The sequence below is a fragment of the Vibrio marisflavi CECT 7928 genome, assembly GCF_921294215.1.
In the GTDB taxonomy this organism is placed as follows: domain Bacteria; phylum Pseudomonadota; class Gammaproteobacteria; order Enterobacterales; family Vibrionaceae; genus Vibrio; species Vibrio marisflavi.
The window spans coordinates 1,515,161-1,530,036 of the sequence record NZ_CAKLDM010000002.1; the positions used below are offsets into that span (position 1 = coordinate 1,515,161).

Annotated in this window: 14 protein-coding genes and 7 pseudogenes; 11 read left to right on the forward strand and 10 right to left on the reverse strand. The window is 43.5% G+C overall.

All coding sequences use genetic code 11. The features are described 5' to 3' along the window. Positions 1–972, reverse strand: coding sequence for an XdhC family protein (locus L7A31_RS13710; RefSeq protein ID WP_237362346.1), 972 nt, complete (start codon positions 970–972; stop codon positions 1–3). A 108-nt stretch (positions 973–1,080) separates the two neighbouring features. Then, positions 1,081–1,452, reverse strand: coding sequence for a hypothetical protein (locus L7A31_RS13715; RefSeq protein WP_237362347.1), 372 nt, complete (start codon positions 1,450–1,452; stop codon positions 1,081–1,083). A gap of 383 nt (positions 1,453–1,835) precedes the next feature. Between L7A31_RS13715 and L7A31_RS13720 the strand changes: the two genes are divergently transcribed. Beyond that, positions 1,836–2,048 carry a hypothetical protein gene (locus L7A31_RS13720; protein ID WP_237362348.1) on the forward strand — a complete coding sequence of 71 codons (213 nt, stop codon included), beginning with the start codon at positions 1,836–1,838 and terminating at the stop codon, positions 2,046–2,048. 217 nt (positions 2,049–2,265) lie between these two features. Here L7A31_RS13720 and L7A31_RS22250 read toward each other — a convergent pair whose 3' ends face one another. After that, on the reverse strand, positions 2,266–2,664 hold the full coding sequence (locus L7A31_RS22250) for a transposase (RefSeq protein ID WP_354003821.1): 399 nt from the start codon (positions 2,662–2,664) through the stop codon (positions 2,266–2,268). Between L7A31_RS22250 and L7A31_RS13725 the strand changes: the two are divergent. Together L7A31_RS13725 and L7A31_RS13730 are read left to right on the forward strand one after the other, a co-directional pair. Next, positions 2,658–2,927 (forward strand): annotated as a pseudogene (locus tag L7A31_RS13725) (transposase); the annotation flags it as partial. The gene L7A31_RS22250 and the pseudogene L7A31_RS13725 sit on opposite strands and share 7 nt — an antisense overlap. Before the next feature lie 2 nt (positions 2,928–2,929). Beyond that, a pseudogene (locus tag L7A31_RS13730) lies at positions 2,930–3,184 on the forward strand (transposase zinc-binding domain-containing protein); the annotation flags it as partial. Here L7A31_RS13730 and L7A31_RS13735 read toward each other — a convergent pair. Next, on the reverse strand, positions 3,087–3,422 hold the full coding sequence (locus tag L7A31_RS13735) for a relaxase domain-containing protein (protein WP_290368770.1): 336 nt from the start codon (positions 3,420–3,422) through the stop codon (positions 3,087–3,089). The pseudogene L7A31_RS13730 and the gene L7A31_RS13735 sit on opposite strands and share 98 nt — an antisense overlap. 622 nt (positions 3,423–4,044) lie before the next feature. On the opposite strand from L7A31_RS13735, the gene L7A31_RS13740 reads away from it, so the two are divergent. Together L7A31_RS13740 and L7A31_RS13745 are read left to right on the forward strand one after the other, a co-directional pair. Then, positions 4,045–4,641, forward strand: coding sequence for an SDR family oxidoreductase (locus L7A31_RS13740; RefSeq protein WP_237362349.1), 597 nt, complete (start codon positions 4,045–4,047; stop codon positions 4,639–4,641). Positions 4,642–4,650: 9 nt separating this feature from the next. Next, positions 4,651–5,328, forward strand: coding sequence for a type 1 glutamine amidotransferase domain-containing protein (locus L7A31_RS13745; protein WP_237362350.1), 678 nt, complete (start codon positions 4,651–4,653; stop codon positions 5,326–5,328). Between the two features lie 76 nt (positions 5,329–5,404). On the opposite strand, the pseudogene L7A31_RS13750 reads toward L7A31_RS13745, so the two are convergent. After that, a pseudogene (locus L7A31_RS13750) lies at positions 5,405–5,554 on the reverse strand (IS1 family transposase); the annotation flags it as partial. Positions 5,555–5,641: 87 nt separating this feature from the next. Here L7A31_RS13750 and L7A31_RS13755 point away from each other — a divergent pair. The 3 genes and pseudogenes from L7A31_RS13755 to L7A31_RS13765 all read left to right on the forward strand — a co-directional run. Next, the gene (locus L7A31_RS13755; RefSeq protein WP_237362339.1) at positions 5,642–6,883 is read left to right on the forward strand and encodes an ISL3 family transposase; all 1,242 of its coding nucleotides are present in this window, start codon (positions 5,642–5,644) and stop codon (positions 6,881–6,883) included. Positions 6,884–7,076: 193 nt separating this feature from the next. Next, positions 7,077–7,553, forward strand: a complete 477-nt coding sequence (locus L7A31_RS13760; protein ID WP_237362351.1) for a DUF3237 domain-containing protein — start codon at positions 7,077–7,079, stop codon at positions 7,551–7,553. A 225-nt stretch (positions 7,554–7,778) separates the two neighbouring features. After that, positions 7,779–8,329 (forward strand): annotated as a pseudogene (locus L7A31_RS13765) (IS1 family transposase); the annotation flags it as partial. Between the two features lie 26 nt (positions 8,330–8,355). Here L7A31_RS13765 and L7A31_RS13770 read toward each other — a convergent pair. Beyond that, on the reverse strand, positions 8,356–9,597 hold the full coding sequence (locus L7A31_RS13770) for an ISL3 family transposase (protein WP_237362339.1): 1,242 nt from the start codon (positions 9,595–9,597) through the stop codon (positions 8,356–8,358). A gap of 89 nt (positions 9,598–9,686) precedes the next feature. Then, positions 9,687–9,830: pseudogene (locus L7A31_RS13775) on the reverse strand (transposase); the annotation flags it as partial. 64 nt (positions 9,831–9,894) lie between these two features. On the opposite strand from L7A31_RS13775, the pseudogene L7A31_RS22165 reads away from it, so the two are divergent. The 3 genes and pseudogenes from L7A31_RS22165 to L7A31_RS13785 all read left to right on the forward strand — a co-directional run. After that, positions 9,895–10,020 (forward strand): annotated as a pseudogene (locus tag L7A31_RS22165) (hypothetical protein); the annotation flags it as partial. Between the two features lie 54 nt (positions 10,021–10,074). Further along, positions 10,075–10,401 (forward strand): hypothetical protein, encoded by a 327-nt coding sequence (locus L7A31_RS13780; RefSeq protein WP_435532895.1) that lies wholly within the window; start codon positions 10,075–10,077, stop codon positions 10,399–10,401. 9 nt (positions 10,402–10,410) lie between these two features. Continuing rightward, positions 10,411–10,617 (forward strand): annotated as a pseudogene (locus L7A31_RS13785) (transposase); the annotation flags it as partial. A 19-nt stretch (positions 10,618–10,636) separates the two neighbouring features. Here L7A31_RS13785 and L7A31_RS13790 read toward each other — a convergent pair. The 3 genes from L7A31_RS13790 to L7A31_RS13800 form a co-directional block, all read right to left on the reverse strand. Continuing rightward, the gene (locus L7A31_RS13790; RefSeq protein ID WP_237362352.1) at positions 10,637–11,962 is read right to left on the reverse strand and encodes a c-type cytochrome; all 1,326 of its coding nucleotides are present in this window, start codon (positions 11,960–11,962) and stop codon (positions 10,637–10,639) included. 78 nt (positions 11,963–12,040) lie between these two features. After that, positions 12,041–14,329, reverse strand: coding sequence for a xanthine dehydrogenase family protein molybdopterin-binding subunit (locus L7A31_RS13795; RefSeq protein WP_237362353.1), 2,289 nt, complete (start codon positions 14,327–14,329; stop codon positions 12,041–12,043). Next, positions 14,326–14,790 (reverse strand): (2Fe-2S)-binding protein, encoded by a 465-nt coding sequence (locus L7A31_RS13800; RefSeq protein WP_237362354.1) that lies wholly within the window; start codon positions 14,788–14,790, stop codon positions 14,326–14,328. The genes L7A31_RS13795 and L7A31_RS13800 overlap by 4 nt, the downstream gene beginning before the upstream one ends. Positions 14,791–14,876 lie beyond the last annotated feature (86 nt).

Sequence of the window (14,876 nt, forward strand, 5' to 3'; positions counted from 1 at the left end):
CTAATGTCCATTTTGTGTAGCAATAACATCCGCGATGATAGACACTGCGATTTCAAAAGGCGTTTTACTATTGATAGGGATTCCAATCGGGGCTTTGAGTTTTGCAAGTTCGTTCTCACTATAACCCCCAATTCGTTTGAGTCGCTCAAATCGACTTTCTGACGTTCTTTTAGACCCCATCGCTCCAATATAGAACGCATTGGATTCAAGTGCGGCCATTAACCCTAGATCATCTATTCTAGGATCGTGGGCGAGTGCCAATACCGCTGTTTGCTCGGTCATGTATTCCTCCACAAACAAATCAGGGCTACGCCAAGTTACATTCACATTGTGTTCTGTATCTGTTCCTGACAAACTCCAACTCTGAGCAAGCTCTTCACGCATATCGCATATCTCAACCTTAAATCCAGCCATTAGACCTAATTTGGCTACCCACTCACTGACTTGGCTAATACCCAACAGCAGAAGCTGAGTCACCTGTTGGTAGTGAATATGAATGAGACCTTTACTGGGTTGATTCACCTTTTCATAGCATACCGTATCACTTGCTTGGTAGTGGATATGGTTTGAGCCAGTGTCTATAACTTTGACAAAGGATTGTTTATTGTGAGCCATTGCAATAAAGTCATTGAAATACTCATAGGTATCTGGAGTATAAAACTCGACTAGCAATCTGATGCTCCCACCACATGGCAACTCAACACTGACGTGCTCATCGATAAGATCTTTTCCATAGGTGATCACTTGTGGGTATATATCAAACTGCTGCCTATTTAACCTCTGTATAAAGGCATCTTCTAAGCACCCACCAGAAATAGACCCTAGCCGCTGTTTACCATTCCACGCAAACAATGAGCCCACTGGCCTAGGCGCAGAACCATAAGTGCCAAGAATCGTACACAGCCAAAAGTCTTCTTTGTTTGTTATCCAGCTCTGGATATCCTTGAGCATTTGAAGATCAGTGAATAGCATTTTTCTGATTGTCCTCAACTTTCTTTCTCAACCCTTGAATAAGGGCCTTGCTATTGGATGTATAAGCTTGTGCGAGATAGTTCAATAAGTGCATCAATTTCTCATCACTCAGGCGGGAGTCAAACGCGGGCATAGTGAAAAATGCATTAGTTTGCGAGTAATATTGGGGCTTAATTCCAAACAGTATTGCATGTGTTGTGTTGTAATGGTTTTCTTGGGCCAAGGTACCATTGCCTTGCCTTCAATATTCTTAGCTCGATAGTCCCGGCCATATATTTTTTGACCTGTGATTTTTTCTATGGAGTCAGTGCGATACTGGGTCTCACCATCAAGCTTCCAATTACTTTTGATTACTTGATTAATATTTGTTCGAGCTGCTTCACTCACATTAAACAGCATAGGTGTACTATAAACTATCACTCCATCAATAACATACTGCTTAATAAAAGTTCGCCTGTCCGGATTAATACACTTGCTCATTGCTTTCTCAGTTATCCATTGACTGAATCCTTAATAAAGATAGGACATTTCAGCCATAGTACAATGTGTACTAAAGGAAAAGTAATACTTTTTTCTGTTCTTACCAACAACTTATTGCGAGTCCTGAGTGATCTTTTAGCTACTGATGTTACAATACTTCGGACAGTTTCAAATGGATGCGAACAGCGAGAAAACATAGATAATAGAGGTACCCCAAAGATTTATGTGCTGAAAATTTGCTCTCATGAACAACATTGTAAAGACAGCTCTGGACGCAATGGCCAATATCCGGGAGCCTCAGAAAACATTTATTGCCCTTCTTCTCTCTGCTGAAAGTGGTTCAAGGGAAAGCTAATTTCCGCAATATGAGCCGGTACTCCTCCATGAGTGAGAAACGTTTCATCCGCTGGTTTCGCCGGTCTTTCGACTTCTTCGGTTTAAACAGCATGATGCTCTCTGGTGTCATTTCAAGTAGCAGAGAAGTGATTGCAGCGCTTGATGCTAGCTTCATGACAAAGAGCGTAAAGAAAACGGAAGGGCTTGGTATGTTTTGGCGGGGTTGTTCTGGTCGAACAGAAAAGGGACTTGATGTTTAGCGATTTCAAAGTCTCTATGACTGGATTTATTCGCGATCGGGTTACTCCATCTAACGAGTGATATTGGCTTATTCATTTATAGTAGTAATGGTTTGGTAGTTAAGCATCAGTTAAGGTGTGGCTTATCCGACTTTCGGATAGATCTTCCCTAAGCCATGGCTTCAGCGCGTCTGCTCAAGGCCTCATTCACTAAGGCTTTTCTGCCCACTCCCAAGTCTTATCGAGTGGCACGCAGTCGGTGGCCACATAGAATACATTCAAAGGGGTCAACCTTTAAAAAGCTCTTTATCATCTGGCCATATCGAAGCGGCAGTGTCGGTTCTGGGTAGGGTTCCATTCCAAGAGCGCTACGCACTTTGGGTAACTTATCACCGACGACACGATTGGCCAGAAAACCAAAGTAGCGGATCATGCGAAACCCTTTCTCTGGGATGTGTTGGATGAGGCGTTTGAACAGCTCAAGTTGGGTGACCTGCTCCGTTTCATATCTCCCCGTATGATGGTCGAGATAACGAAAGGAGAGCGTGGCTTCGCCGCGATAATGAGTGTTCTGCTTTAATTTGACCGGACACTTCAATAAAGGAATATAATCCTGATATCGAGGTGTGTATGACAAGAAGAAAAAACAGAACTTATACCAATGAATTCAAGCAGGAGGCTGTGGCATTGGTGACAGAGCAAGGGTATAGCGTGCCTAAGGCGGCAGCTTCTCTAGGTATTACAGATAAGCTGCTTTACAACTGGAAAGCAAAGTTCGAAGCAGAGCAATCCGGTGAGGCTCTATCTGCCGATGAGCGCGTAGAGCTGATTAGACTACGTAAGGAAAACAAAGAGCTGAGGATGGAAAAAGATATATTAAAAAAGGCCAGCGCCCTGCTGCTATGTTCTTGCGCCAACATCGTCACGAGCTTGAGCAAGACTATGGTCATCACTTTAACAGCGATATCAAGCGAGCCATCTCCGCCATGTTACGGTGTAAAACAGAGAAACAAGGACTCTCGCAGTGGTATTGCTCCCACTGCCACCATGATGACCGTCTCACTCTCTCGTGTGGAAATCGTCACTGCCCGCAATGTCAGCATCGTACAATATCAGACTGGCTTGAAAGGCAGAAAAGTAAGCTGCTTCCAGTTCATACCCCATTTCTTTCAAAGCCACGCCTAATGCCGAGTGATACAAGGCGGAGTAATATTTTTGGTCGTGCAAAATACGCTCAAAGGTGCCTTGTTTGACCAGTTCATCTTGAATTTTTTGTGAGGCGAGGTTTTTGATGTGCCCTTGGCTGTCTCGGGTCATGTTCGCCATCAAGGTGTGCGTATGAAGTTGCGGCTCATCTTCACGGCTGGTTTGGTGTTGCACCAATCCAAACAGCAGATTTTGTGTGTTCTCAAACGATAATGCGTGTTGTTGGGTCTGGCGAACTTGAACGGTGTGGGTTTAGATTTCTTGGATGTTGACTTGAAAGAAGATGCTTGCAGAATTCATGCTGGTAACGCCGCCGAAAACTTTATCAATTTTGAGGCATTTGTCTATGAATATGATTAAATCAAAAAGAAAAGGTGGGATAGCAAGGAAACGCAAGTTAATGGCGATCGATGATCAACTCCTAGAGTCGTTATTGTTCTGAAAAAATTTAGATGCGTTTGCCCTGGGATGAACCCTAATTCTTGACAAGATCGGAATCATAGAATGTAATGGAAAAGAAGAACCTTGCGAAAAGATGGCTGCCTGATTTGGAAGATCAAGCATCGCGAAGAGAGCCATTGATTTCCTAGGAAATTCAACTGAAGCGTTCATAGGTTTTCTCAACTTCGACAACGTTAGCAAGCGTGTGATTCAAGTTGGCCGAAACTAACCCTAAATGTATGTGGCTTCTTATGGGGCCAACATATTAATTTTATTCGGCTATTCACTTTTGTTAAAGACAAACTAAGTCGAGTACAAGGTTAGCGTCGTTAAACCATGATGCCTCTAATCATAACAAATGGAGTATACAATGAAAGTTCTGGTCGCTGGATCTACCGGAAAAACAGGCCGTCGCTTGATTGGTGAGCTTAAATCTCGTGGCCATTACCCGATTGCGTTGGTTCGTGAAAGTTCCGACACGTCCACACTACCTTCTGATGTTGAGCTACGCTTTGGCGATTTGACAGAATTGAAAGAGGATGTGTGTGAGGGTTGTGACGTTGTCATATTTGCAGCCGGTTCTGGCAGTCACACGGGTGTCGATATGACCGACAAGGTCGATCGCGATGGGGCGCAGCGTCTCGTTGATCTTGCCAAACAAGCGAAGGTTTCTCGTTTTGTCATGCTCAGTAGTGTAGGTGCAGACAATCCCGATCCTAAGAGCAAGCTCGCACATTATCTACAGGCCAAACATGAGTCTGACGAATACCTGAAAGCATCAGGCCTGAGCTATGCCATAGTGCGACCGGTGCGGTTGACAGATGAAGATGGAAACCGAAGCATGCTCTTTGGCGACACAGTTGATGTGGATGGAATCGCTGCGAGAGGAGACGTCTCTGCAGTTCTGGCAGAGGCAGTAGATGATGAAAAGTGGGATAACAAAGTACTAACTATGCAGTCAATATAAGGTAAGTATATGAAAATTTTAATGGTACTGACATCGCACGATGTGATGGGTAATACTGGCAAAAAGACCGGCTTTTGGCTTGAGGAGTTCGCAGCGCCCTATTATGTTTTTAAGAATGCCGGAGCGGATATTACTCTGGCCAGCCCTATGGGGGGGCAACCACCCATTGATCCGTCAAGTGATAGTGTGGAAGCGCAAACTGACGACACCCAGCGTTTCAAGGGTGATGTTGAGGCACAAAAGCATCTTGCGGCAACGGTGAAACTTTCCGAGGTGACAGAAAAAGGTTTCGATGCAATTTTCTATCCCGGTGGTCATGGCCCTTTGTGGGACCTGGCCGAGGATGTTGATAGCAAACGCCTGATCGAAGCCTTTACCGCCGCTGACTTGCCTATTGGGGCAGTCTGCCACGCCTCGGCCGTATTCCGCCATACTCAAGGCAAAGACGGCAAGCCCTTGGTCTCAGGACGACGTGTGACAGGCTTCACTAACACAGAAGAAGAGGCAGTTGGCCTCACCAACGTTGTTCCCTTCTTGGTTGAGGATATGCTAAAAGCCAATGGTGGCAATTATGCGAAAGGTCCCGATTGGGCCAGCTTTGTACTGCGGGACGGCAAGCTTGTTACAGGTCAGAACCCAGCTTCATCTGCTGCTGCTGCGCACGAGGTTCTGACGTTGCTGAAATAACGAAAAATGACGACCTAATTGATCCAGCGCTACTATTTCGATAGTAAAAATTAGGTCGTGACTCAAATCGGTTGAATCACCCATAGAACTCCTGTTCGATAAACGTCCATATAACCTTGTCATGCATCTCTTCTGATTTTGAAAAACCGATCGTTTTACGCACAAGTCGTTTCAATCTTGAACGTAATGTCAGATTGGTTCGCTCAATTCGTTGAGTGAACCCTTTACGGCTCTTTTCAATTTCCTGTGGGCTATAAAGTCAGGTATCATAAGGGCTCAGCCCATCCTCTAATATCTGAATGTTCTCACTATTATGGCCAACATTACGCTTCCTCTTGATATCGACTCACTAAAAATATTATCACAAGACATTGATGAAAAAGGTAATATTGTCCTTACCGTAGAGAGTAAGTGTCAGCAGACCCACTGCCATAAGTGCGGAAAATCCGCGACAAAACGACATGGCTATGGTGAAACCATGAAAGTCCGGCATACCTCTATTTTGGACACGCCAGTCATACTGAAAATCAAGCCAGTTCGATATCTGTGCGAGCATTGTGGCGATGGTCCTACCACACTAGAAAAATTCGATTGGGTGGCTAAGGGAGGAAAAATCACTAAAGGCCTAGAAACCTACATTCAACGTTCCCTCATCAATAGCACGATTCAAGATGTGTCACGCAAAGAAGGCGTTTCCTATAGTACGATTTCAACGATGCTCTCGCACAGCATTGGCGTTACCGTCAACTGGGATAACCTCCGTGACTTACATACCATTGGTATTGACGAAATTAGCAACCGAAAGGGCTTCCAAGACTTTGTTGCGATAGTCAGTGCAAAGGATACGCAAGGTAACCTGTCTATTTTAGCCGTATTGGATGACCGTAAGAAGGAGACGGTATTGGATTTCTTTCAATCCATTCCCGATGAGTTAAAACAGACGGTGAAACACGTCTGTACCGATATGTATGATGGCTTTATCAATGCGGCTGTGGAAGTGTTTGGGCAGAAGAAGGTCGTGGTCGATCGTTATGATGTGGCTAAGCTCTACCGACAGCCTCTAGACGATTTAAGAATCAAAGAAATGAAGCGGCTCAAGTTAGAGTTATCCGCTGCAGACTATGCTGAACTGAAGGGGATGATGTGGATTTTACGCAAACAACATGAATGCCTCACTGAGACAGAAAAAAGCAAACTGACTCTACTTTATCGCCATTCTCCTTTACTGAAGAAAGCTCACCGTCAAGCGTTAACGTTGACCCATATTTTCAACACCCATAGTGATAGGAAGTCAGCGATAGCGAAAATAGACCGATGGATTACACAGGTTGAAAAAAGCGAATTGTCGTGTTTCGATAGATTTATCGGTACCCTAACAAAATACAAATCCAGCATAGCTAACTACTTTAAGAATAGGAAGAATAGTGGGTTTGTTGAGGGTCTAAACAACAAGATCAAAGTTGTCAAAAGACGATGTTATGGTTTCACAAAAGCAGAGTCGTTATTCCAGAGATTGACGCTGGATTTACAGGGCTACAGAATGCTCGGAATCTGACCCACAGGAAATTGAAAAGAGCCACTTTTTAACAAATCAAATTAGATGCGTTTGCCCTGGCGTAAGTCCTAAATACGTAGAAATTAACCCGTAAATGGGGTAAAATAGTTCAGCTTAAGTGGATCACTGTTGGGTGCAAATGGTTCTTCATATTTAAGTGCAAATTAACATGTATTTTTTGAAGGAGTTAGCTTTGACTGTTGAAAAATTTAGTTATGAATATGAAATGGAATACATTTTTTCATACACGGCTCACTTAGAAGCAGAGCCAATTGGGCCTGTTGCTGACGGGTTAAGGATAAATTTCAATTTCACTGGTGGGGAAATTATAGGTCAGAATATTAAAGGTGTCCTAGGTAAAGTTGGAGCTGACTGGTTGACTATTAGAACTGATGGTGTAGGTATCTTGGATATCCGTGGAACTATTACAACTGATGATGGAGCAAAAGTTTACCTTGCATATAATGGAATAATGGATTTGGGCCCTAACGGTTATGATGCATTTTTAAATGGCTCAGAGCCACCAGCTGAGATTCAGTTAAGAGGCAACCCACATTTCCAAGTCGCTGAACCAAAGTATGAATGGTTAAACCGTGGCTTCTTCGTAAATATTGGTAAAGCTATTCTTTCAGAAAACATTGTAAAATTTGATGTTTACCGGGTGAACTAATATCTCCGACATGGCTTTGTTTACGCGCTCATTAGATCAACAATGAGCGCGTAAACAAAGCAGCTATTCAACACGACCGTGGTCTTAATCAACCTCACTATCTACACCTACGGCCATGAAGTTGTCGAAAAGCGCTGGAGCGACCTACTGTGTAATTTTTGGTCATGACTCAGAACGGTTGAAATGTGCTAAGATAGCCTGCTGATTTCTCTTTACTTTTAACTCATGGCTACCATCCAAGTTCAATGTCGTTTCTACAATAAAACTGAACCCGTCCGTTAACATGGAAAGGGACATTCAGGCTTTCCTCGCTTTAGGTGTATCGAGTGTAGAAAGAGCTTTCAAATCGATTATGTCTATGAAGCTCGTAAGCCAGAAGTAAAAGAAAAAATTGTAGAAATGGCAATGAATAGCTCTGGCGTTAGGGAAACAGCCCGAGTGTTGAATGTGGCGTACAACACTGTATTGAACACTTTAAAAAACTCTCGCCAAGGCAAATAACCTCGATACCTTTCGATAGAGCAAACATCAGTCTAATCTGTGAAATCGATGAGCAATGGTCTTTCGTAGGTAATAAGAAACACCGTCGTTGGCTTTGGTATGCATGGGAGCCGCGCTACAAACGTGTCATTGCTCACGCATTTGGTCAACGTAATACGGATGCGTTGAGGTCGTTACTCGCTTTACTAAAGCCCTTTGATATCCGCTTCCTTTTCACTGATGACTTCAGTGTCTACACGAAAGAGTTACCAAGGGCAAAGCACGTGGTAGGTAAAGGGGGCTCTTTTCAATTTCCTGTGGGTCAGATTCCGAGCATTCTGTAGCCCTGTAAATCCAGCGTCAATCTCTGGAATAACGACTCTGCTTTTGTGAAACCATAACATCGTCTTTTGACAACTTTGATCTTGTTGTTTAGACCCTCAACAAACCCACTATTCTTCCTATTCTTAAAGTAGTTAGCTATGCTGGATTTGTATTTTGTTAGGGTACCGATAAATCTATCGAAACACGACAATTCGCTTTTTTCAACCTGTGTAATCCATCGGTCTATTTTCGCTATCGCTGACTTCCTATCACTATGGGTGTTGAAAATATGGGTCAACGTTAACGCTTGACGGTGAGCTTTCTTCAGTAAAGGAGAATGGCGATAAAGTAGAGTCAGTTTGCTTTTTTCTGTCTCAGTGAGGCATTCATGTTGTTTGCGTAAAATCCACATCATCCCCTTCAGTTCAGCATAGTCTGCAGCGGATAACTCTAACTTGAGCCGCTTCATTTCTTTGATTCTTAAATCGTCTAGAGGCTGTCGGTAGAGCTTAGCCACATCATAACGATCGACCACGACCTTCTTCTGCCCAAACACTTCCACAGCCGCATTGATAAAGCCATCATACATATCGGTACAGACGTGTTTCACCGTCTGTTTTAACTCATCGGGAATGGATTGAAAGAAATCCAATACCGTCTCCTTCTTACGGTCATCCAATACGGCTAAAATAGACAGGTTACCTTGCGTATCCTTTGCACTGACTATCGCAACAAAGTCTTGGAAGCCCTTTCGGTTGCTAATTTCGTCAATACCAATGGTATGTAAGTCACGGAGGTTATCCCAGTTGACGGTAACGCCAATGCTGTGCGAGAGCATCGTTGAAATCGTACTATAGGAAACGCCTTCTTTGCGTGACACATCTTGAATCGTGCTATTGATGAGGGAACGTTGAATGTAGGTTTCTAGGCCTTTAGTGATTTTTCCTCCCTTAGCCACCCAATCGAATTTTTCTAGTGTGGTAGGACCATCGCCACAATGCTCGCACAGATATCGAACTGGCTTGATTTTCAGTATGACTGGCGTGTCCAAAATAGAGGTATGCCGGACTTTCATGGTTTCACCATAGCCATGTCGTTTTGTCGCGGATTTTCCGCACTTATGGCAGTGGGTCTGCTGACACTTACTCTCTACGGTAAGGACAATATTACCTTTTTCATCAATGTCTTGTGATAATATTTTTAGTGAGTCGATATCAAGAGGAAGCGTAATGTTGGCCATAATAGTGAGAACATTCAGATATTAGAGGATGGGCTGAGCCCTTATGATACCTGACTTTATAGCCCACAGGAAATTGAAAAGAGCCGGAATTTGGCTTTCCAGGTATAGAGGAGCTTCGTTGTGATACCCACAGCTGAAGCAGCATCTGGCACGCTATATCCTTGTTCTGTGACTAGCTCGACAGCCTCTTTCCGGAACTCATCTGTGTAAGATCTATTTTTTCGTTTTGTCATTTTTCACCTCGATAGTTGGATTATATTCCTTTATCGAAGTGTCCTGTTTGATTAAAGCAGATCAATGCTAAGTGCTGAGACGAAGTGGCGTCGCCTACGAGGTTTTAAACTCCTCGCAGATGTAGTGAAAGATGTTCGCTTCATCGATGGAGTGAAAGAAATGGAGACTCATCAACAGGCTACTGCGTGATCTCCATACACCACATTTGACAATAGCTCATGGAAAATAGAATCTTGGTTTAAGGTGCTTAAAGGCCATGGTTTCCAACTGGAACATTGGCAACAAAGTAGCTCTGAAGCCATATTTAGACGGTTAATCATGAGTTCGATGGCTTGTGTTCTTGTTTGGAAGTTGTACAACGACAGTTCAAAAGAAGCGGTAAATCTAAAGACGCTTTTAGTCAAGCTAAGTGGTCGGCTAACGAAAAGAACGAAGCCGATTACTCACCCAGCATTATTAGCGGGGCTGTGGGTATTCATGCAAATAAACGAAGTTCTGAACACCTATTCTTTGGATGAAATGAATACATACAGAGAGTTAGGACGACAGTATTTTGGTTTAGATGTGTAGATACCTATGCCTTACAGCCCAAACCTTAACCCAATAGAACGGCTATGGAAGGTAATGAATGAGAAGTCGAGGAACAATGTTTACTTCAAAAGCAAAAGTGATTTCAAGGCTGCGATAGACCAATTTTTTGCTGTGACTCTTCCAGAGATCGCAGGCTCTTTAGTATCTCGAATTAATGATAATTTTCAGATACTCAAGCCTGCATCTTCAAGTTGATTCGGTATATAAACACGCCCTAACGCATTTGTAAAATGATTACCTCACTGCTTGCAGGATCCGTTTCCTTACGCATTTTCTCAACATCGCCGGCTGTCACTGCGCGGCCTTGATTCCCCCATGATGAACGGATAAAAGATAACACTTCAGCGATTTCTTTATTAGAAAGTTCGTCACGGAACACTGGCATGCGATAAGCGTCAGGTACACCTTGATCAACAACTCGGCCTGAACCATTCAGTGTGATATTAACTGCGGAAGCAATACTCGGAACTAACATTGAAGTCGCACCTGCCAGTGGCGGTATTGTAGAACCTCTCCCCATTCCATCTTTACCGTGACAATAGCTGCATCGTGTCATATATGTTTGAGCGCCAGGTTTATTAAGTAAATGCCCAGATATGATCTGTGGCTCATATTGCCATGGTTCTCCATCTCTTTCAGGGTTACCTGGTAAGGATTTCAAGTAATTGGCAATTGCATACAAATCCTTGTCACTCATAAACTGCGTTGAATTATTAAATACATCCGTCATTGAACCATACACAACTGCATGCTCATTTCGGCCATTTTTCAGAAATTTATAAACATCTTCTTCAGTCCAGCGGCCTAGCCCTGAATTGGGATCGTTACGCAGGCTTGGGGCATACCAACCATCTAATGTGTTACCGGCCAAGTAATCTTTGCTAGTTTGATCATATGCTTTTTCCTGCATCGCAAAACCTCTTGGTGTATGGCAGCTACCACAGTGTCCAGCCCCCTGCACCAAATAAGCGCCACGATTCCACTGGTCATCTTGTTTGGGATCTGTTTGATATACGCTGGATTCGGTAAATAACGCATTCCAAAAAGCGAGTGGCCAACGCATATTCAACGGCCAAGGAATATCTGGTGCTTTATTCGGCTTTTGGACTGGCTTAACATCATTCATAAAAAAGGCATACAGTGCTTGAACATCACTATCTGACATTTTCGAATAGGAAGGATAAGGCATTGCGGGGTAAAGCCTGTGACCATCTTTTGACACACCATGTCGTATTGCCCGATCAAAATCTGCCAACGAATAATTTCCAATCCCTGCTTCCTTATCTGGTGTAATGTTCGTTGTATAGACAGTTCCAACAGGAGTCCCCATTGCAAGCCCACCACTAAACGCCGGGTTCCCTGGCGTCGTATGACAAGCTACACAGTCACTGAGACGTGCAACATATTCTCCCCGCTTAATAAGTTCATCAGATTTATAGTTATCTGCTTGCAATGTATCAAAAGGAGTATCCGGCGTGCGTGTTGCGAACCAAGCCGTGACTCCCACCAAAATAATAATGAGTAAGACCGCACTTTTCATTAATTTTTTCACTAGAAACCCTATTCTTCTATTTCTCTAGGTTGGAATAAGCACTACGTTTTTGAGTAGTACTTATTTTTAAAAATCAAGATTTATACGAGACAAAGGCATACTTCGGATCCTGCGTCCAATCAAATGAGAAACCGCATTGACGACCGCCGGAGGTATCGCCGGTAATCCAGGTTCTCCTATTCCCCCCATTTTTTCACCACTTTCAACAATACTTACGTGTACATTCGGCATCTGATTTCGACGAAGAATTGGGTACATGTCATAGTTACGAGCCTTAGGCTGACCGTTTTGATAAACAACTTCTTCGTAAAGCACCTGAGAAACGCCTAATGCTGTTGCAGATTTAATCTGTTCTTCAATAATTTCCGGATTGACAATACTGCCAGGATCAATGGCTTCCCAAATCTGATGTACACGAACCTGACCATTTTCAATAGATACTTCCGCAATGGCCGCTGCATGAGAGCCCATTGGCGATGCCATAGCAATGCCTCTAGCTCTTACTGAGCCATCTTCTGCGGTATAAGGTCCCCGTACCCAACCACCTGAGGACTCAACCACTACGTCTAATAGGTGAGATAACCTTGGGTTATTTTGAAGCAGTTGTTTACGCATCGCCATTGGGTCAACATCGGCTTTGTCAGAAATTTCATCAAAGAAGCACTCATAAACGAAATCATTCATAGAGTGCCCAACTGAACGCCAGTAGCCCTGCATCGCTGGACACTTAACAAAGTCATATCCAACTCTTACATTGGGTATGTCATAAGGCTTACCAGTTAACCCTTCAACGGCCGTAGGATCAACTATTCCTGGTTTATCCCCGTAAACTGCCGCCGTTGGACCCTCAGTCGACGAAACAATTTCGACCGCTTGTGGTTTGCTGTTGTTTATTGAAGCCCGCAATCGAACCGCAGCCATCGGGCGTAATGCATCGCGAAGGAAATCTTGCTCACGGCTCCAAATTAGCTTAACCGGTCGCCCCACCGCCTTTGCGAGTAAAATAGCCTGTGGGTATGGATTCGATGTGTTATACACATAATGACGACCAAAAAAGCCACCCAAAATGGGAGAATGAATACGGATCTTGTCTTCAGGCAAACCCGTCCGTTTTACAATATCTGCTAAATACCAATCAGGGGCTTGATTCGGACACCAGACATCTAAAGAACCATCAGTATTAAATCTTGCCAATGCTGAAGGTGCCTCTAGCTGTGCGTGATGTACAAATTGAGTGCGGTATGTCGCTTCAATGACAGAGTCATCCGAGGCTTCAGACAGGACTTGTGATGCATTCCCTTTAACCTCAGCATCAAGGCCCATCTCTTTTCGGTTTGCCAATATGTCATTGTAACTTTGTGTTGAAAAGTCTGCCGGCATATAGCGTATCGCGCCTTGAGGTTCATAGCGTATCGTGCGTTGATGTTCATTTTGTGGTTCTAACCACTCAACTTGAGCTCCCTCAACAGCACGATTTGCATCCCACCAGTGAGGCGCAATAACTGCAACAGCACCTTCTAAAATATGAACAGAATGAACACCTCGCATGGTTTTTAATTTTTCAAGATTGATAATACTGCCCACTCTCATCCCAAGACGTGGCGCATGCTGCACGGCTGCGTGAAGCATATCATCGACTTTGATATCTATACCATACACAGCTTTACCCGTAGATTTTATATAGACATCTAATCGCTTTACAGGTGAACCAATCCAACGAAAATCTTTGGGGTTACGTAATTGAATTTTCTCTGGATCTGGCACAGGTAAAGACATTGCTCGCTCAGCAAGTTTGCCGTATTCTAAAAAACGATTTGATTTGAGATCTAGCACTTTTCCAGGTGTTGTTGTCAAATCAGAGATGTCAACATTAAGTTCATCTGCACCTGCTTGAAGAAACATTTGTCTCGCCAGAGCGCCTAAACGTCGCATTGTTGTATAGCTTGACCGAACAGACAAACTACCACCGGTCATCCGCTTATAACTATCATTCATAACCTGATAATCATGGCCAAGAGGTGCGTTTTCTACGATAAATGTTAATGGATCGGCATCAAGTTCTTCACCAACAATCTGTGCCATGGCAGTGAAGACGCCCTGTCCACCTTCAACAAAAGGACTTTGAAAATAAATTTTATTATCTGTCGTTACTCTCAGAAATGCTGGGACTTGAGTACCTGGAGGCATATCCCCAGCCTGACCAGCACGAGCATGTCTTATCGGAATGCCAACCCCCAATACAAATGCACCGGCCGCGATACCGACGGAAGACAGTATAAAATTACGTCTGGACAAGTTCACCGGAGTTTCTTGATTTATTTCCCAAAGCTCATCTCTGTTAACTAATTCTTTCATGTACTGCTCCCTAGGTTTGCATTAGATAAGTCTTCAATTGCAGCATCTATCGCATTATAAGTACCACAGCGACAAAGGTTGCTTACAGCGGAGTTGATCTCATCTCTACTGGGAGACTCGTTTGACTTAAATAATGCTGTTACTGCGATCACTTGTCCCGATTGGCAATAGCCGCACTGAGGAACCTGATGTTTGTTCCATGCCGAAACTACTTGTATACCAACAGGATCTTCTTCAATGGCCTCTATCGTTATAATTTGTTTTCCAACGACTTCCGAAACAGGCATTGAACAGGAACGTATTACAGCACCATCAATCATGACTGAACATGCCCCACACTGTGCCAAGCCACAACCGTATTTTGTGCCAGTGAGACCGAGATTATCTCGTATCACCCATAACAGTGGAGTATCTTCAGCAACATCACAGTTATAAATTTGATTATTGATTTGTAATTTCATATTTAATCATTACTCCATACACATTTATCTGAACATCAGTAATAAGTAATAGATGTTTCACCATCGGTAAAATCGGTAAAATCGGT